The organism is Pseudomonas sp. NS1(2017) (assembly GCF_002269425.1).
Taxonomy (GTDB): Bacteria; Pseudomonadota; Gammaproteobacteria; order Pseudomonadales; family Pseudomonadaceae; genus Aquipseudomonas; species Aquipseudomonas reactans.
This window is the reverse complement of sequence record NZ_CP022960.1, coordinates 4835718-4853543: the sequence shown is the minus strand read 5'-3', so window position 1 is coordinate 4853543 and position 17826 is coordinate 4835718. Positions and strand designations below refer to the sequence as shown.

Annotated in this window: 14 protein-coding genes; 6 read left to right on the top strand and 8 right to left on the bottom strand. The window is 59.0% G+C overall.

All coding sequences use genetic code 11. The features are described 5' to 3' along the window. Positions 1–57 precede the first annotated feature (57 nt). Positions 58–435, top strand: a complete 378-nt coding sequence (locus CI807_RS22590) for a response regulator (RefSeq protein WP_095016302.1) — start codon at positions 58–60, stop codon at positions 433–435. A gap of 103 nt (positions 436–538) precedes the next feature. On the opposite strand, the gene CI807_RS22585 is transcribed toward CI807_RS22590, so the two are convergent. Next, positions 539–3727 carry a hypothetical protein gene (locus tag CI807_RS22585; protein WP_157742073.1) on the bottom strand — a complete coding sequence of 1063 codons (3189 nt, stop codon included), beginning with the start codon at positions 3725–3727 and terminating at the stop codon, positions 539–541. 260 nt (positions 3728–3987) lie between these two features. On the opposite strand from CI807_RS22585, the gene CI807_RS22580 reads away from it, so the two are divergent. After that, positions 3988–5016: an IS30-like element ISUnCu4 family transposase gene (locus CI807_RS22580; RefSeq protein WP_095016300.1), complete on the top strand. Its 1029-nt coding sequence runs from the start codon at positions 3988–3990 to the stop codon at positions 5014–5016. A 118-nt stretch (positions 5017–5134) separates the two neighbouring features. Here the strand turns inward: CI807_RS22580 and CI807_RS22575 are convergent, their stop codons facing one another. The 4 genes from CI807_RS22575 to CI807_RS22560 form a co-directional block, all read right to left on the bottom strand. After that, positions 5135–6805 (bottom strand): ATP-binding protein, encoded by a 1671-nt coding sequence (locus CI807_RS22575; RefSeq protein ID WP_095016299.1) that lies wholly within the window; start codon positions 6803–6805, stop codon positions 5135–5137. Continuing rightward, positions 6805–8304, bottom strand: coding sequence for an ATPase domain-containing protein (locus CI807_RS22570; protein WP_095016298.1), 1500 nt, complete (start codon positions 8302–8304; stop codon positions 6805–6807). The genes CI807_RS22575 and CI807_RS22570 overlap by 1 nt, the downstream gene beginning before the upstream one ends. A 144-nt stretch (positions 8305–8448) precedes the next feature. Then, on the bottom strand, positions 8449–9507 hold the full coding sequence (locus CI807_RS22565; protein ID WP_095016297.1) for a tetratricopeptide repeat protein: 1059 nt from the start codon (positions 9505–9507) through the stop codon (positions 8449–8451). 70 nt (positions 9508–9577) lie between these two features. Continuing rightward, positions 9578–10471 carry a bestrophin family protein gene (locus CI807_RS22560; RefSeq protein ID WP_095016296.1) on the bottom strand — a complete coding sequence of 298 codons (894 nt, stop codon included), beginning with the start codon at positions 10469–10471 and terminating at the stop codon, positions 9578–9580. Between the two features lie 200 nt (positions 10472–10671). On the opposite strand from CI807_RS22560, the gene CI807_RS22555 reads away from it, so the two are divergent. From CI807_RS22555 to CI807_RS22540, 4 genes are read left to right on the top strand one after another with little or no spacing between them, the layout of a single operon-like run. Next, on the top strand, positions 10672–11439 hold the full coding sequence (locus tag CI807_RS22555; RefSeq protein ID WP_095016295.1) for an SDR family NAD(P)-dependent oxidoreductase: 768 nt from the start codon (positions 10672–10674) through the stop codon (positions 11437–11439). 12 nt (positions 11440–11451) lie between these two features. Continuing rightward, positions 11452–12636, top strand: coding sequence for an acetyl-CoA C-acyltransferase (locus tag CI807_RS22550; protein ID WP_095016294.1), 1185 nt, complete (start codon positions 11452–11454; stop codon positions 12634–12636). A gap of 9 nt (positions 12637–12645) precedes the next feature. Further along, positions 12646–13773: an acyl-CoA dehydrogenase gene (locus tag CI807_RS22545; RefSeq protein WP_095016293.1), complete on the top strand. Its 1128-nt coding sequence runs from the start codon at positions 12646–12648 to the stop codon at positions 13771–13773. A gap of 11 nt (positions 13774–13784) precedes the next feature. Further along, on the top strand, positions 13785–14558 hold the full coding sequence (locus CI807_RS22540; protein WP_033902889.1) for an enoyl-CoA hydratase: 774 nt from the start codon (positions 13785–13787) through the stop codon (positions 14556–14558). A 137-nt stretch (positions 14559–14695) separates the two neighbouring features. Here CI807_RS22540 and CI807_RS22535 read toward each other — a convergent pair whose 3' ends face one another. The 3 genes from CI807_RS22535 to CI807_RS22525 all read right to left on the bottom strand — a co-directional run bounded on the left by CI807_RS22535 (position 14696) and on the right by CI807_RS22525 (position 17806). Next, a complete protein-coding gene (locus CI807_RS22535) occupies positions 14696–15847 on the bottom strand; it encodes an acyl-CoA dehydrogenase family protein (RefSeq protein WP_095016292.1) in 1152 nt (383 codons plus the stop codon). Between the two features lie 3 nt (positions 15848–15850). Then, a complete protein-coding gene (locus tag CI807_RS22530) occupies positions 15851–16954 on the bottom strand; it encodes an enoyl-CoA hydratase/isomerase family protein (protein ID WP_095016291.1) in 1104 nt (367 codons plus the stop codon). Between the two features lie 141 nt (positions 16955–17095). Next, positions 17096–17806 (bottom strand): HPP family protein, encoded by a 711-nt coding sequence (locus CI807_RS22525; RefSeq protein ID WP_095016290.1) that lies wholly within the window; start codon positions 17804–17806, stop codon positions 17096–17098. Positions 17807–17826 lie beyond the last annotated feature (20 nt).

Genomic DNA, 17826 nt, shown 5'->3' with positions numbered 1-17826 from the left:
AACCTCTGCGTGACCCCATGGTCGTAATTGCAGCAACTGACCGGACTAAGGCTTCCCATGAGTGAAGATGCACAAGATGTCGTACTGATCGTCGAGGACGACGAATCCATTATGTTTGTGCTGGGTGAATACCTGGCTGGCCTGGGCTATCGGGTGTTGAAGGCGATCGATGGGGAGCAGGCCTTCGAAATTCTGGCGACCAAGCCGCACCTGGATTTGATGGTGACGGACTACCGTTTACCAGGCGGGATTTCCGGCGTGCAGATTGCCGAGCCGGCGATCATGTTACGACCGGAATTGAAGGTTATTTTCATCAGCGGTTACCCGCAGGAAATTCTCGACTGCAACAGCCCGATCACGCGTAACGCGCCGATCCTGGCCAAGCCGTTTGACCTGGATACGTTGCAGGAGCATATTCAGCAGTTACTGGCGTGATTAAAGCAATCAATACAATACGCCCCTGCCAAGGTTGTTCCCGGTAGTCGGGAACAGCCTCATTGTTCAGCGGATCGGACTTTTTTGAGTAAGACTCTGTGCATCATGAAGAAGGCGCAAAATCTTTTAGTGGGAGACCATAGGGTTTATGGGTTAGCGGGCTGAGGGCATACCAATTACCATTGATTTGCATCGCAGCAACCTTTTGTTTTTCACCATCGTTGTCGATTTTTCCTAGCGTTGCGTAGTCAACGTTCCTGAAGGTACTTTCAACGTCAAAGTTGAAAGCACTGAATGCAGGTTTCTTAGTGACTTCAAACCCGGGCCTTCCTATTCCATATATACCCTCTTTTACACCGGCCAAGGCCAGGACTTTAATATCGATGGGATTTAATGCGCCTACCGCAGCACGCCCGACGATGCCTGCTTTCGTTATCAAGGATTTCGAGGCCGCAGCGCCCAAGGATTTACCCACCTTTGCCGACGCCCCCAGGCCAGCGACAAGAAAACCTAAAACATCAAATGCCAGGTCGAAAACGCCTTCTTTCCAGTTGCCACCAATAAAGTTGGCGACAGCGCTGTAACCTGGGATAAGGCCCAATAGAAAATCGCCGACTTTTTTTAGAAAGGATACTTCCGAGTCGAACGTAGTCGTACCTTTGAGTTGTTTGTAAAGGTCCCGGACGCCCACACTTTTTACCATGGCATCTGCAATATACTGCGACCTGTCGCTGAAATAGCTTTTGGGCACACCCTCGGAAATTTCATACTCCGTTTGATCAAGCAGGCCTTCTGCATAGCTGCCATTAGGCACTACGGACTCCAAGTAGGTCGATCTGGAGCCCGCAGAAAACTCCGAAGGGAGCGGGCCAGGTTTTTTATGGTTGAGGTCATCACGTTTTCGAATAGTATTGGTTGATCCATTTATCTCGTAGGTGTATTGACGCGCATTACCCTCTTCATCTTTGACCTCGCTCCTCAGAATTATACTGCTTGGGGACACCTTATCTATCTCGGTTCCACCAAAGTTGCCTTGTTTAACTGTGATCTCTTTTGCAACTGATAACGTGCCCTTCTCGATAATGTTTCGATCTTCCAGGCTTAATGTTGAAATCAGAAACTTGGTTTGCGCACTCGCAGCATCTTCAAAGCGTTCGAAGTACCTGCCGACCTCTTCTTCAAAGTCGTCTTTTATACCCATTCCCCTACTCGTATTAACCACGACTTTGTCTAGGTCAATATCTTTGTCGCGTGAAGAAAAGTTGCGCCTGTCGTATTGGTCGCGGCCGTTCCAGTCTTTCAGGTGCAAATCTACCAGCGAGTACGGCCCTGGAAACGCGAGAAAACCACCGGTGCGGGTGTCGATGGACTTCCTCGTGATTTGCTCTTCGGTTAAATGCGGATTTCGTGATTTTATATAAGCAATGACGCGTTTATGAAGGTCGGGCATTTCCGTTGAATACGTCTTGGACGCTTTGCTTAACTCGGTCACTTGTTTGTTGAATGCCGCGCGCAGGTCATTCATTTGTGCGACTGTATAGCTATCCTGATCGTTTACCTCTAGAACGCCGTTGATAACACCCCAGTCTTTCAAGGCTTGGCTCTGTGCATGCTGTTCAACCCACTGATCTGCTACAGTTATGGGGGCCAAATTACCCCGCGCCATGACCTGCGCATACGTCATGTTGCTGGTGGAACCGGGCGCCTGGGTTTCGATACGTGCCACTGCGGTGGCAAAGCTGACCCATGAATGGCTCTCCCGGGTCAAACGCTCAGGTATGTCCTTGACCAACAACTCTGGAGCCTTGCGTGACAATAATATGAACGTCGCAAGGTCAACGGTTTTGGGCGTCGCAAGTCCTTGAGATATCAACTCATCAGACAGTTCTGTGCGAATCGTGGATGCACTTTTTCCCGAAAGTCTGACGCTGGCCATATCGAACCCTGCGACGTTGGTTCTTGCTGAGTTTGGCGGATCTATGAATACACTTTTTTTATCCAATACCGTGTGAATCGCGGCCATAACCCATTCGCTGACACGGTTTGCCGACGTAATTGGCCCCAATTCTTTTTCAGCTGCGTGTACCAACTTTTGAGCGAGGGGGGACTTAAGCATCTCGTTAATGAGGCTACGAGGGTCCTCATTAAAGGCCTTCGGATCCCACTGCATATCACGGGTCAAATGCTCCAGCAAGGTGTTTACCGAGTCGGGTATCAGGGCATTTCTAGTGACGAGGTAAAGCTGGCGCTGGTAATCATTGCTCAACTGGGTTTCCGCTGTGATCGCTCCTCCTAAGTTGCCATGAGCAGGCGCTGTCGCGGGTGGGTTAATCAGCGAGCTTACGAATTGTTCGGCCTCCTTATAGTCGTTGGGAGGCAGAAGGCCTTGTCCTTCTATGACCCTGCGCAGGGGCACACTCACATCGGCTTTCAGGTTGTGTTTAAGAGCATAGGAAGATTGGGGGTCTACCTTGATTGCCAGTGTGTCCAATGCTGCCTCCGTCCGCCGACGCGATGACTCATCCGCCACGTCGTGAGGGTCAGCGCCGATGTTTTTTTCGCGGTTACGAATGGCAGCGATGAAGTCATCTGTAACGCCTTTGCGAATGTCAGGCAAGGCCTCGGACAGTGCCATACTTACGGCAACTCGGTTGTTCAGGTCAGCCAACTGCGTAGCCTGAAGACTCAAGTCATCCTTGAAGGGATCAGAGGCGTTCGCAGGCGTGAACGTTGCCGTTTGCAGTTGGTTGGCATAGGACGTGTACAACGAATGCCGGGTGGCTGGCGACAGGGAGTCGTCATTTGGAAGGTCGACTCCATAAAAACCTGCAATATCCTGCAACTTCGCAGTATTGCCGGTACCTACCGTCACACGGCCAGTTTCGGGTGCCAGTGCTTTGGTGGCAGTCAAGAGCAGGGGCCATCCTACGAATGAATGAATATCGACGGTTCTGAAACGGGTCCGGCGCACATACTCATCAGGGGTCTTTCCGTTTGTGAAGAAGCCGGTGAAGGTTCCGTCATTGGAATTGATCGTTATGCCCTTTGACAGGTCGAAGTAATTGTCTTCTGCCCACTGCTTGAATGCGCTGCTTTGGATAATTGCGTTGTGTTGCGTCTGCCATTCTCCATAGGTTGACGTCTGCGGGATGTTTTCTAGAACTGTCTCCCGAATGTCCCGTGTTGGACTCGCCTGCGCAAATTGATTCAACGCTTGGATGAACAGCTTGCCAACGGCCTGATCGCCCTTGGCCCGAGGTGTTTCACCGGTGAGAGACGAAGCATTAGTCACCGGTGCCTGGTTCAGAGGCCGCGACGTGATGTCATCCGTCCTGTCCAGAGGGGTATATCGGTCAGAGCGGGGTAGAGGGCTGCTAATCGTCATAGAAGAATGTCTCGAAAGATATTAATTGAATGTTTTTTCTTACTTTGCGCGTTGACGCTTAGTAGGAAATAAATTCAACTCCGTTCCAGACTTTTCTGATTTCCAATGACTTGGCGGCGGCAAAAACTGAGTGCAACACCTGACCTTTCCGGTACGGTGCTGCCCCTATGTCTTATACCGAACTCAGCGTTGAAGAGCGCGCCACCATTCAAATCAGTCATGCCCAAGGCTTCAGCCTGCGTAGGATTGCCTGCTTGATCAACCGATCCCCTTCGACCATCAGCCGGGAGCTGCGCCGCAATCGAGATGTCTGTGGCGGCTACTCGGCCCACGCGGCCCAGCAGCAGATGCAGGCTCGCCGCCAGGTGTGTCGACCGAAGCGAAAGCTGTTGCGGGGTGGTGAGCGCTTCGAGTTGGTGGCGCATATGCTCCGTGAGCGTTTGTCTCCCGAGCAGATTGCCGGCAAGCTGCGCAGCATGAACATTCCCAGCCTCAGAGATGCCTACGTCTGTCGCGAGACGATCTATAACGCGATCTATGCCCTGCCGGTCGGTGAACTGCGCAAGGAGCTGATCATCTGCCTGCGGCAAAGCAAGACGACACGCCGACCGCGCTCTGGTGGTGTGGATCGGCGCGGCCAGATTCCCGAGATGGTCAGCATCCATGTGCGCCCACCGGAGATCGAAGACCGGCTAATGCCAGGGCATTGGGAAGGCGACTTGATCAAGGGCAAAGCCAACGCCTCGTGTGTAGGCACGCTGGTGGAGCGAACCAGTGGCTACCTGATGCTGGTGAAGATGAACGACGCGACGGCGACCTCGGCGATGGAAGGCTTCAGTGCAGCGCTCAATGGCATGCCGCTGGCGATGCGCAAGAGCATGACCTACGACCAGGGTCGAGAAATGGCGCGGCATGCTGAAATCACCCAGCAGACTGGGGTGGCGATTTACTTCTGCGACCCGCACAGCCCTTGGCAGCGCGGTAGCAACGAAAACATCAATGGCCTGATCCGCCAGTACCTGCCCAAAGGCACAGACCTGTCGGTACACAGCCAGGAAGAACTGAATGCCATCGCACTGCAACTGAACATGCGTCCGCGTAAGCGCTTCGACTTCAAATGCCCAATCGAAGTTATGGGCGAGGTGATGCAGAAGGCCATGGCTATGCGGCATGATGCTCCAGCTTCAATTCAATGACCGTGTTGCACTCAGCTCCTGCAACCGCCCTTTGTATTGTCAAGATATTTGTCCGATCACAAACGTGCTGTTTCTCATGCACACGCCGGCAACGACATCCAACAAGTTGCCCTCCCTGCTAGGCTCCAATCATCTCCCGCACTTTGGCGGTCAACAAATCAAAGGTAAACGGCTTGGTGATCAACTGCATGCCCGGGTCCAGGAACCCACCGCGAACTGCCGCGTGTTCGGCATAACCCGTGATGAATAGCACCTTGAGGTCGGGACGAATCTGTCGGCCGATTTCCGCCAACTGGCGGCCGTTCATGCCAGGCAAGCCGACATCGCTGATCAGCAAGTCGATGCGTTGATCCGACTCGATGATCGGCATCGCCGTATCGGCGTCACCGGCCTCGACAAAGCCATAGCCCAACTCTTTAAGCACCGCGCTGACCAATACCCGCACGGCCGGGTCATCTTCGACGATCAACACCGTTTCCCCTGCATTGGCGAAAGGCAGTAACGCCGCGTCAGCCGTCACATCGGACACGATTTCCCCAATGAACCGAGGTAGAAACAGGCTGACCGTGGTGCCTTTGCCGACTTCACTGTGGATGGTGACGTGGCCATGGGATTGGCGGGCGAAGCCATAGATCATCGATAGCCCCAGGCCCGTGCCTTGGCCGATCGGTTTGGTGGTGAAAAACGGATCGAATACACGCCCCATCACACTTTCCGGAATACCGCAGCCCGTGTCGCTGACACTCAATTCGACGTAGTCACCGGGTTTCAAGGTGCCATAAGCCGCCGTGAACACGCTGTCGAGGTGGCGGTTGGTGGTTTCCACGGTGAGGCTGCCGCCGTTGGGCATGGCATCTCGCGCATTGATCACCAGGTTGAGCAGGGCGCTTTCCAATTGATTGGGGTCGGCCTCGGCGGTCCAGAGTTGGCCGGTGAGGCGCATGTCCAGGGCGATACTTTCGTTGATGCTGCGTTGCAGCAGCTCACCCATTGAGGTCACCAACTGGTTGATTTCCACAGGTTTTGAATCAAGCGATTGGCGGCGGGAGAACGCCAGCAGCCGGTGGGTGAGGCCGGCGGCACGATTGGCCGAGGTGACGCCCAGGTCGATCAGGCTGTCGAGGTCGTCCAGTTTGCCTCGGGACACGCGCCTTCGCAGCAACTCCAGACTGCCGATGATGCCAGTGAGCATGTTGTTGAAGTCATGGGCGATGCCGCCGGTCAACTGGCCGACCGCTTCCATCTTCTGGGATTGGCGCAAGGCATCCTCGTTGTGACGCAGTTGGGCCGTGCGTTCCTCAACCTGTTGCTCGAGGGTCTCCAGCGTGCGTTGGAGGCGCAGTTCACTTTCGCTCAGGTCGATCAGGCGGTCGCGTGCTTCGTATTGCCGACGGCGACCGCGCAGGGCGGTGCTGACCAGGCTGATCAGCGTCACCGGATGGAACGGACGCTCCAGGAACGTCACGTTGCCCAGCAAGCCGCTGAACTGGGATGAACCGTTCTGTTCGCTGCCTCCGTGGTGGGTCATCAGCACGATAGGCAAGTCTGACCAGGCAGGTTGTTGGTGCAAATGCTCCAGCAAGGGGTCGAGGTCAACGCCGCGCAGTGCTTCGGCGGCGATGATCAGCACGCCGCTGCCGTGCTCCAATGCCTCGCACAGCGTGCCCAGATCGCTGGCAATGATGCCACTGTAACCGGCCTCATTGAGCATCATCAGCGCCAGCGAGCTGTCACGTCCCAGCGGCGCGAGGATGATCGCGCGCTCGGAGACAGGTGTAACGACCGTCACTAGCCCATGTCCTTGAGCAGGGGCGAGCCGGCGCCCATGTAGGTGGGAATGCCGCGCAGGACACCCTGGAAGTTGTTCAACGGCTCGCCGACGGTCATGCCACGGCTGCCGATGCGGTACTCACGAATCGTCGACTCATGGGAGCCGGTACGTTTCTTGATAATCGAGATGGCGCGGCGCACCTCGCCGATTGCCTCGAAGTAGCGCAGCAGAATCACCGTGTCGGCCAAGTAAGTAATATCGACTGGCGCCTGCATGTCACCGACCAGGCCGTGCTGGGCGACGGTCATGAAGGTGGCTGCGCCTCTGCGGTTCAGGTACAGCAACAGCTCGTGCATATGCAGGATCAGTGCGTTCTCTTCCGGCATTGCAGCCTGATAACCGTTGATGCTGTCGATGACCACGGTCTTGATCCCGCCATCATCCACACAGCGCCGGACGCGGTGGGAGAACTCGCCGGGAGACAGCTCAGCAGCGTCCACTTGCTCGATCAGTAGATTGCCGGTGGCTTGCAAGGCTGCCAGGTCGATGCCCATATTTTTCATGCGCTCGAACAGCAGGCCCAACTCTTCATCGAAGATGAACAACGCGGCCTTTTCGCCACGGGCCACGGCAGCAGCGGCGAAAATCATCGAGATCAGCGACTTGCCTGTACCGGCCGGGCCGAGGATCAGGCTGCTGGAGCCGGTCTCGATGCCACCGCCCAACAACGAATCCAGCTCGCCGATGCCACTGGTGAGCGTCTCGCGGTTGTAGCCGCCACGGTGTTCGGCCGCGACCAGGCGCGGGAACACGTGCACGCCGTCTTGCATGATGGTGAAGTCATGGAAGCCGCCACGATATTTCTGCCCGCGGTATTTCACCACGCGTACCCGGCGACGTTCGGCGCCATAGTTAGGGGTCAGTTCTTCCAGGCGAATCACCCCGTGCGCAACGCTGTGCACGGTTTTGTCCAGGGACTCGGTGGTCAGGTCGTCCAGCAGCAGCACAGTGGCGTCATAGCGCACGAAGTAGTGCTTGATCGCCAGGATTTGCCGGCGATAACGCAAGGAACTTTGTGCCAACAAGCGGATTTCGGAGAGGCTATCGATCACCACGCGGGTCGGTTTGACCCGTTCGACCACTTCAAAAATCTGCCGCGTGGCTTCACCCAATTCCAGGTCGGAGGAGTACAGCAGGCTCTGCTGGTGCTCAGCGTTGAGCAGGCTTTCAGGCGGCGTCAGTTCGAAGATATGGATATTGTCGTCCAGGTCCCAACCGTGGGACTTGGCACCCTGGCGCAATTCTCGTTCGGTCTCCGACAGGGTGATATACAACGAGGTTTCGCCGTTTTTCGCGCCCGCCTGCAGAAAATGCAGGGCGACGGTGGTTTTACCGGTGCCTGGTTCACCTTCCAGCAGGAACAGGTGGCTGCGCGATAGCCCCCCGGAAAGAATGTCATCCAGACCTTCGATGCCGGTGGCCGCCTTTTCACTGAACAGCTCGTTGGATGTAGACAAGGAGTGCCCTCAGGTCACGTTCAAATAGAGGGGCGCACCGCTCTTGGCGCGCCATATTTACTTGACCGTAGTGGCCTTTAGCGGTTCAACGTTTCGTAAAATTTGTACAACGGCGGCTTGGGTTTACAAGTTTTTAGCCTGGATCTACAGACCCTGTTGCAACGCCGGATCATCCGGATTCTGTTGCTCAAGCTGCGCCAGCAGGACCTGGACGTTCTGCAACTGACCGCTTTCCTTCCAGTAATTGATCAGCAACACCCGCGCTTTGCGATTGGCGGGGTGGCGCTGGATGATTTCTTCCAGTTGGCGCTGGGCCGCCTCCAGTTCTTCCTGGGCGTGCAGGGTGGTCGCGAGGTCGTAGCGATAATCCTGATTGTCCGGTTCAAGCTCTACCGCCTTGGACAGGCCGAGCAGGGCGTAGGGGCGCTCGCCGTGGTGCAGCAGCCACATGCCCAGGGCGTGTTGCAGGTAGGCTGACTCGGGGTGCGCAGCCAATTGGCGTGCCAGCAACTGGCGGGACTCATCGGTCTTGCCTTGTTTATCCAGCAACTCAATCTGCGCGACGACGGCTTGCAGGTTGTCGGGTTGCAGATGCATGGCTTGTTCCAGGGCATTCTGCGCTTCTGGCAACAGGGCGCTGTGGATGTACAGGCGCGCCAGTTGAATCCAGCCTTCGGCCGATTCGGGCTGGGCCTTGAGTTTCTTCACGAATTCGTCGAGGACCTGCTGCAAGGGCCCGAAGTACAGGCCCAAGGTATCGGGCGACAGGCCAAGCAGGGCATTGGCGGCGGCAAACCGCACGTCCTGCTCGGGATCGTCCAGTACCGGCCCGAGCAATAGAGTGCGTTGGCCGGTGGGCACCAGGCCGACAATGCTATGGATGGCGGCCTCACGCACCAGGGGCGACTCGCTGGCCAGGTCTTTGTCTGCCAGCTTCAGCGCTTGCGGGCTGGGGTAGTTGGGTAATTCAGCATGCAACGCAGCGCGACGTTCGGGCGACAGGTCCGGTCGGCCCAGTTGCTGGTAAAGCACACGCGCAGCACCCGGCTCGCCGTTACGCGCCTGTTTCAGGGCCTTGGAGTAACCATGGGCGATAGCGGGCGCTACCGCCACCGGGGTGGAGCGAGAGAAATACCAGGTGATCAGCACAATCAACAGCAGGGCGCACAGGCCGACGAGGGAGTAACGGCGTGACTTTGACATGCAGGCGTCCGAAAGCGTGGGCAGCAAAGTCGTCAGCTTCGGTCAGACCACGGCAGGTGTCAAACCCGCATCAGGTCAGCACGTATTCCACCGGCTCCAGGGGCGGCGGCAGGTCGGTTTCGCCGAGGGCCGCCAATACTTCACGCTCCAGGGTGCGCAGGAGGGCATTGCAGGGTAGGTCGTTTTCGTCAAAGCCGAACGGGTCTTCCAGGTCATCACCGATTTCATCGAGGCCGAAAAACGTGTAGCTCACGATGGCGGTAAACACCGGCGTCAGCCAGCCCAGTGGTTCGGCCATGGCAAATGGCAGCAGGATGCAGAACAGGTAAATGGTGCGATGCAGCAGCAGCGTATAGGGGAAGGGCAGCGGCGTGCTCTTGATCCGCTCGCAGGACGCCTGCACCTGGCTGAGGCTGACCAGGCGCGCCTCCCACTGTGTGTAGCGCCATTCACTGATCACGCCTTTCTCCGCTAATACGGAAAATCGAGCACCGACCTGTTGCAGCACGTTATCGGGCAAGTTGGGGTGGCTGGCCTGGACCTGACTCCACGGCTTGATGGCCAGGGCTTCATCTTCATGGCGCAGCCGGGCGACCAGGCCATGGGCGAAGCCGCACACGCTGCGCAGCAAACCCGCACGTTCGGCCGGATCCTGCAGCACCTGGGTTTCGCGAATCAACGAGCGCACGTCGATGATCATCTGCCCCAGTTGCTTGCGGCCCTCCCACCAGCGGTCATAGCAGGCGTTGTTGCGAAAGCTCATGAAGATCGACAGCGACAGCCCGAGCAAGGTGAACGGCGTGGCATTGACCTTGGAGAAATACGCCGGGTGCAGGGTTTCCACCAGCACAATCACCGAGGCCAGTAACGTAACCAGCAAACTGCGCAGGGCGATGCGCTTGGCAATCGAACCCTTGAGGGAAAACAGGATACCCAGGAGGTTGGGTTTGGGTCGGACTATCATTCAGGGGCGGGCTTCCAGGGTGGCGCAGCCCATCAGATTAGAAGCCTGCAGTGTGCCCGTCCAATCGCTTGGGCTGACCGGTTGATCGGCGGAGTCGATGACTGGCCAAACCAGTCAGGCAGGTTGAGGGCTTTGACCATTGCCGCAGTGGTGCTCTGGGGCGACTATTTCGACGATTCGGACTGTTAAAGAGAATAACAATGCAGATTGAAAACAAGATCTTCCTGGTCAGCGGCGGCGCTTCCGGCCTGGGTGCGGCCACCGCTGAAATGCTCGTAGCGGCAGGCGCCAAGGTAATGCTGGTAGACCTCAACGCCGATGCCGTGGCGGCAAAGGCCCAGCAGTTGGGCGAGAATGCCCGCAGCGCCGTGGCGGACATCAGCCAGGAAGCGGCTGCCGAAGCCGCCGTACAGGCCACCGTTGCAGCCTTTGGCGGGTTGCATGGGCTGGTGAACTGCGCCGGCGTGGTGCGTGGCGAGAAAATTCTCGGCAAGAACGGCCCCCACGGCTTGGCCAGCTTTGCCCAGGTGATCAACGTCAACCTGATCGGCAGCTTCAACCTGTTGCGCCTGGCGGCTGCCGCCATTGCCGAAACCGAGGCGAATGCCGACGGCGAGCGCGGTGTGATCATCAATACTGCCTCCGTTGCCGCGTTTGACGGGCAGATCGGCCAGGCGGCGTATTCCGCGTCCAAGGGCGCCATCGCCAGCCTCACCCTGCCGGCCGCGCGTGAACTGGCGCGTTTTGGCATTCGCGTCATGACCATCGCGCCCGGCATTTTCGAGACGCCGATGATGGCCGGCATGACCCCTGAGGTCCGCGATTCCCTGGCGGCTGGCGTGCCATTCCCGCCACGCCTGGGCAAACCCGCCGAATACGCCGCGCTGGTGCGGCACATCATTGAAAACAGCATGCTCAATGGCGAGGTGATCCGTCTCGACGGTGCCTTGCGCATGGCCGCCAAGTAAGGAGAATTTTCCATGACCGATCCCATCGTTATCGTCAGCGCCGTGCGCACGCCCATGGGCGGGTTCCAGGGCGACCTCAAGGGCCTGACCGCGCCGCAGTTGGGTTCCGCCGCGATTCGTGCGGCCGTCGACAGGGCCGGTATCGCCACCGACGCCGTGGATGAAGTGCTGTTCGGCTGCGTACTGCCCGCAGGCCTCGGCCAGGCACCCGCACGCCAGGCGGCGTTGGGCGCCGGGCTGGACAAGGCCACGCGCTGCACCACCCTCAACAAAATGTGCGGCTCGGGCATGGAAGCCGCGATCCTGGCCCATGATTCGCTGCTGGCCGGCAGCGTCGACGTAGTCATCGCCGGTGGCATGGAAAGCATGTCCAACGCGCCGTACCTGCTCGACCGCGCCCGCAGTGGCTACCGCATGGGCCACGGCAAGGTGCTGGACCACATGTTCCTCGATGGCCTTGAGGATGCCTACGATAAAGGGCGCTTGATGGGCACCTTCGCCGAGGACTGCGCCCTGCACAACGGTTTTACCCGCGAGGCCCAGGACGCGTTTGCCATCGCGTCGCTCAACCGTGCGCAGGAAGCGATCTCCCATGGCAGCTTTGCCGCCGAAATTGTCCCAGTGCACGTCACCGTGGGCAAAGAACAGAAAACCATCCTGCATGACGAACAGCCCCCCAAGGCCAAGCTGGACAAGATCAGCAGCCTGAAACCGGCGTTCCGCGAGGGCGGTACGGTGACGGCGGCCAACGCCAGTTCGATTTCCGATGGCGCGGCGGCCTTGCTGCTGATGCGTCAGTCCGAGGCCGAGAAACGTGGCTTGAAGCCCCTGGCCGTGATTCATGGGCATGCGGCGTTTGCCGATGAACCTGGGTTGTTTCCGGTGGCGCCGGTGGGCGCTATCCGCAAGTTGATGACCAAAACCGGCTGGAACCTGAGTGAAGTGGATCTGTTCGAGATCAACGAAGCCTTCGCCGTGGTCAGCCTGGTGACCATGAGCAAGCTGGAAATTCCCCACGCCAAGGTCAATATCCACGGCGGCGCCTGTGCCCTGGGCCATCCGATCGGCGCATCCGGTGCGCGGATCCTGGTGACCCTGCTTTCGGCATTGCGCCAGAACGGCCTCAAGCGTGGCGTCGCCGCCATTTGCATCGGCGGTGGTGAAGCCACGGCCATGGCCGTTGAATGCCTCTACTAAGGACTGACCATGCTGCCCAATGACGAACACCTGCAAATCAGCGACGCGGCCCGCCAGTTTGCCCAGGAGCGCCTGACACCCTTTGCCGCCGAATGGGACCGCGAGCATCGCTTTCCCAAGGAAGCCATCGGTGAAATGGCCGAACTGGGCTTCTTCGGCATGCTGGTGCCGGAACAATGGGGCGGTTGCGACACCGGCTACCTGGCCTACGCCATGGCCCTGGAAGAAATCGCCGCCGGTGACGGCGCCTGCTCCACCATCATGAGCGTGCACAACTCGGTAGGCTGCGTGCCGATCCTCAAGTTCGGCAACGACCAGCAGAAAGAACAGTTCCTCAAACCCCTGGCCAGCGGCGCCATGCTCGGCGCCTTCGCGCTGACTGAACCCCAGGCCGGCTCCGACGCCAGCAGCCTGAAAACCCGTGCACGTCTGGAAGGTGACTATTACGTGCTCAATGGCTGCAAACAATTCATCACCTCCGGGCAGAACGCCGGGGTGGTGATTGTGTTTGCCGTGACCGACCCGATGGCGGGCAAACGCGGAATCAGCGCGTTCATCGTGCCGACCGATTCGCCGGGTTACAGCGTGGCGCGGGTCGAGGACAAGCTCGGCCAGCACGCGTCCGACACCTGCCAGATTCTGTTCGAGGACGTGAAGGTGCCGGTTGCCAACCGCCTTGGGGAGGAGGGCGAAGGCTACAAGATTGCCCTGGCCAACCTTGAGGGCGGCCGCGTGGGTATTGCGTCACAAGCGGTGGGCATGGCCCGCGCCGCCTTTGAAGCCGCCCGCGACTACGCCCGTGAGCGTGAAAGCTTCGGCAAGCCGATCATTGAACACCAGGCCGTGGCCTTCCGCCTGGCGGACATGGCGACCCAGATCGCGGTCGCCCGGCAGATGGTGCATTACGCCGCCGCCCTGCGTGACAGCGGCAAGCCCGCCTTGGTGGAAGCCTCGATGGCCAAACTGTTCGCCTCGGAAATGGCCGAGAAAGTCTGTTCGGCCGCCTTGCAAACCCTGGGCGGTTACGGTTACCTGAGCGACTTCCCCCTGGAGCGGATCTACCGCGACGTGCGGGTCTGCCAGATTTACGAAGGCACCAGCGATATCCAGCGCATGGTCATTTCACGCAATCTATAAGGAGCCGATACATGAGTTACGAAACCATTTTGCTCGACGTCCAGGGCCGCGTCGGGCTGATTACCCTCAATCGCCCGCAAGCCTTGAACGCCTTGAACGCGCAACTGGTCAGTGAATTGAACCAGGCGCTGGATGGCCTGGAAGCCAACCCGGAAATCGGCTGCATTGTGCTGACGGGTTCCAAGAAAGCCTTCGCCGCCGGTGCCGACATCAAGGAAATGGCCGAGCTGACTTACCCGCAGATCTACCTTGACGACCTGTTCAGCGACAGCGACCGCGTGGCCAACCGCCGCAAGCCGATCATCGCCGCCGTCAACGGTTTTGCCCTGGGTGGCGGCTGCGAACTGGCCTTGATGTGCGACTTCATCCTCGCAGGCGACGGCGCCAAGTTCGGCCAGCCGGAAATCAACCTCGGCGTACTGCCGGGCATGGGCGGCACCCAGCGTCTGACGCGCGCCGTGGGTAAGGCCAAGGCCATGGAAATGTGCCTGACAGGGCGTTTTATCGACGCCGTGGAAGCGGAGCGCTGCGGGATCGTCGCGCGCATCGTGCCGGCTGATGAGCTGCTGGAAGAAGCCCTGAAAGTCGCCACCCTGATCGCCGGCAAGTCGGTGCCGATCAGCATGATGGTCAAGGAAAGCGTGAACCGTGCATTTGAAGTGAGCCTATCGGAAGGCGTGCGCTTTGAGCGCCGGGTGTTCCATGCAGCGTTCGCGACGCAGGATCAGAAGGAAGGCATGGCGGCATTTGTGGCCAAGCGTGCGCCCGAGTTCAAGGACAAGTAACGCGGTTGTGTGAACACTAGAGCTCAAATGTGGGAGCGGGCTTGCTCGCGAATGCAGTGAATCAGTCATGAAGATGTCGACTGTAACACCGCCTTCGCGAGCAAGCCCGCTCCCACATTGGTTTTGCGCTATGTCAATTAAAGCTGGTAGTGCTTGAGTTCCCTGGCAATCACCATCCGCTGAATCTCGCTGGTCCCCTCGTAAATCTGCGTGATCCGCGCATCCCGGTAATAACGCTCCACCGGGTAATCCTCCAGATAACCGTACCCGCCATGAATCTGCATTGCTGACGAGCAGACTTTCTCGGCCATTTCCGAAGCAAACAGCTTGGCCTGGGAAGCTTCCGACAAACAGGGTTTGCCGGCACTGCGCAGTCGCGCGGCGTGCAGGATCAACAAGCGCGCGGCATTCAGCTGGGTTTGCATGTCAGCCAGCAGGTTGGCCACACTCTGGTGTTCGATGATCGCCTTGTTGAACTGCACGCGATCACGGGCATACGCCAATGCCGCTTCAAACGCCGCACGGGCGATGCCCAGCGCCTGGGCGGCAATGCCGATGCGTCCACCTTCCAGGTTGGAGAGGGCAATCGCCAGGCCTTTTCCGCGCTCACCCAACAGGTTGGCCTCGGGCACTGTGCATTGGTTGAGGGTGACAGCGCAGGTGTCGGAGGCGCGAATGCCCATTTTGTGTTCGGTGCGGTCCACCACGAAGCCTGGTGTTGCGGTGGGCACCAGGAACGCCGAGATGCCTTTCTTGCCCAGTTCGGGGTCGGTGACAGCGAACACGATCGCCAGTTTGGCGCGCTTGCCGTTGCTGACGAATTGCTTGGCGCCGGTGATCACCCACTGGCCATCGCGCAGCTCGGCGCGGGTGCGCAGGTTGTGGGCTTCGGAACCCGCCTGGGGTTCGGTGAGGCAGAAGCAGCCAATCGCCTGGCCGCTGGCGAGGTCCGCCAGCCAAGTCTGTTTCTGCGCGTCTGTGCCGTAGTTGAGGATCGGCCCGCAGCCCACTGAATTATGGATACTCATCAGCGCGCCTGTGGCACCGTCGCCGGCAGAAATCTCCTCCACGGCGAGGGCGTAGGCGACGTAATCGACATAGGTACCGCCCCATTCCTCGGGCACGACCATGCCCAGCAGGCCCAGCTCGCCCATCTTGGCGACCAGGGCATCGTCGATCCAGCCGGCTTTCTCCCAGGCTTGGGCATAGGGCGCTATTTCGCCACGGGCAAAGTCGCGCGCCATGTCGCGAATCATCACTTGTTCTTCAGTGTATTCAATGTCTTGCATGGCTTAGTTCGCAACCTTCTCGAAGTGATGAAAGAAGCTTTCCACATGGCTGAGGGCCAGCCCATGCAGGGTGGATGGGTTCCAGCGCGGGGCTTTGTCCTTGTCGATGATCAGCGCGCGCACGCCCTCGATCAGGTCGCCACGTTCGAACCATTGGCGGTCCAGGTGCAACTCCAGGGCAAAACATTGCTCAAGGGGCAGGCGGCGGCCACGGCGTAGCATTTCAAGGGTGACGGCCATGGCCAGGGGAGAGCGGGTCTGCATCAGGTTGGCGGTGGTCAGCGCCCATTCGTGGCTGTCAGCCACGGTGACCTGTTGCAGTTGCTCGACAATGCTCGGCACATCTGGCAGCGCGAAGAAATGGTCGATGGCGGGGCGCAAGGCGGCCAGGGGCGCATCGGGCAGTTGTTGCACGGCCAGTTTGGCGAGCACACCCTGCAGGTCCTTGAGCGGCGAGTCGTGCCATTGCAGGCGGTCAAGCTTTTGGTCTAGGTCGGTGAGCTTGTTGCTTTCGAGGTACCAATCCGCCAAACCGCAGTAGAGGGCGTCGGCTGCGCGGATCTGCACCCCGGTGACGCCCAGGTAAATCCCCAGTTCACCCGGAATACGCGGCAGGAAGTGGCTGCCGCCCACGTCAGGGAAGTAGCCGATGGCCACTTCCGGCATCGCCAGGCGGCTGCGCTCGGTGACCACGCGCAAGTCGGCGCCTTGCACCAGGCCCATGCCGCCACCCAAGACAAACCCGTCCATGAGTGCCAGTACCGGTTTGCGGTAATGGTGGATGGCCAGGTCCAGTGCGTATTCCTCGACGAAAAAGTCCTGATGTAGCGTGTCGCCGTTCTTGAAGCTGTCGTACAGCGAGCGGATATCGCCGCCGGCGCAGAAGGCTTTTTCACCGGCGCCGCGCAAGACCACGGCGTACACCAGCGGGTCGTCGGCCCAGGCCTGCAGTTGGGACGTCAGGCTGCGCACCATGTTCAAGGTAATAGCGTTCAAGCCGGCGGGGCGATTAAGCGTGAGGTGGCCGATGTGGTTACGGACCTCGGCGAGGACTTCGTCCTGAAGTGTTGCTGCGTGGCTTGCCTCGGATGAAACCTGAGCAGTCATCGATAACTCCCTGCTTTTATTGTTCTTTATCAAGATGTTCGCGGACGAACCATCTCGCGATCGTACCAGTGCAAATTTGCCCAGTACAACCGTGAATCATGCAGGTTGTTTTTGCATTTATGCAGGGAGTGGAGGATGGCCTCAAGGCACCCGGCTGGCCAGGACCTCACCGATGCTGCGGCGTCGCGCGTGGGTTTCTGCGGCGTGGATCAATTGTTCCAGCGCCGTGGGCTCCACATCGTAGAACTGCTCCATTTCGGCCAGCGCCAGCTTCAAATCGGCGGCGGTGATGGCGGGGTCTTGAGCGGCCTTGGGGTTGCTCAAGATCGGAGCGGATGTTTCAGCCGCACCTTTTGGATAACGCGTGCGCGTCGCGTTGTTATAAACCAGTGCGCAGGCGAGCAAGGCTCCAGCACCGAGCAAGACCGCGCCCAACTCATACCACCCAAGCGCGGCAGAAGCAGGGTCGGCCAACACCAGCGTCATGGCCAGGCCACCAGCCGGTGGATGCAGGCAGCGCAGCCAGCACATCAGCACCACGGTCATACCCGCGGCCAGGCAGGCGCCACCCAGGGAAGGGCCAAGGACACGGGCGACGAGCAAAGCCACCACGCCCGCGCACAGATAGCTGCCGATGATAGACCAGGGTTGCGCCAGCGCGCCCGATGACACGGCGAACAACAACACGGCCGAAGCGCCCAGTGGACCGAGCAGGTGCAGTGCGACGTCCATGCCAAACACTTGTGAGCACAGCCAGACACTGAACAGCGTGCCCAGGGCCATGCCGATGGCGGCACGGCTCCATTCGGTAGGGCGGGTGTTGATAGCAGCGGGGAACCAGCGAGCGAGCATTGAAAGGGGATCCATAAACA

Excerpts from the sequence above, each read along its gene's own strand:
- CI807_RS22590 (WP_095016302.1), top strand. The coding sequence starts at position 58 with ATGAGTGAAGATGCACAAGATGTCGTACTGATCGTCGAGGACGACGAA.
- CI807_RS22580 (WP_095016300.1), top strand. The coding sequence starts at position 3,988 with ATGTCTTATACCGAACTCAGCGTTGAAGAGCGCGCCACCATTCAAATC.
- CI807_RS22565 (WP_095016297.1), bottom strand. The coding sequence starts at position 9,507 with ATGTCAAAGTCACGCCGTTACTCCCTCGTCGGCCTGTGCGCCCTGCTG.
- CI807_RS22560 (WP_095016296.1), bottom strand. The coding sequence starts at position 10,471 with ATGATAGTCCGACCCAAACCCAACCTCCTGGGTATCCTGTTTTCCCTC.
- CI807_RS22555 (WP_095016295.1), top strand. The coding sequence starts at position 10,672 with ATGCAGATTGAAAACAAGATCTTCCTGGTCAGCGGCGGCGCTTCCGGC.
- CI807_RS22550 (WP_095016294.1), top strand. The coding sequence starts at position 11,452 with ATGACCGATCCCATCGTTATCGTCAGCGCCGTGCGCACGCCCATGGGC.
- CI807_RS22545 (WP_095016293.1), top strand. The coding sequence starts at position 12,646 with ATGCTGCCCAATGACGAACACCTGCAAATCAGCGACGCGGCCCGCCAG.
- CI807_RS22540 (WP_033902889.1), top strand. The coding sequence starts at position 13,785 with ATGAGTTACGAAACCATTTTGCTCGACGTCCAGGGCCGCGTCGGGCTG.
- CI807_RS22535 (WP_095016292.1), bottom strand. The coding sequence starts at position 15,847 with ATGCAAGACATTGAATACACTGAAGAACAAGTGATGATTCGCGACATG.
- CI807_RS22530 (WP_095016291.1), bottom strand. The coding sequence starts at position 16,954 with ATGACTGCTCAGGTTTCATCCGAGGCAAGCCACGCAGCAACACTTCAG.
- CI807_RS22525 (WP_095016290.1), bottom strand. The coding sequence starts at position 17,806 with ATGCTCGCTCGCTGGTTCCCCGCTGCTATCAACACCCGCCCTACCGAA.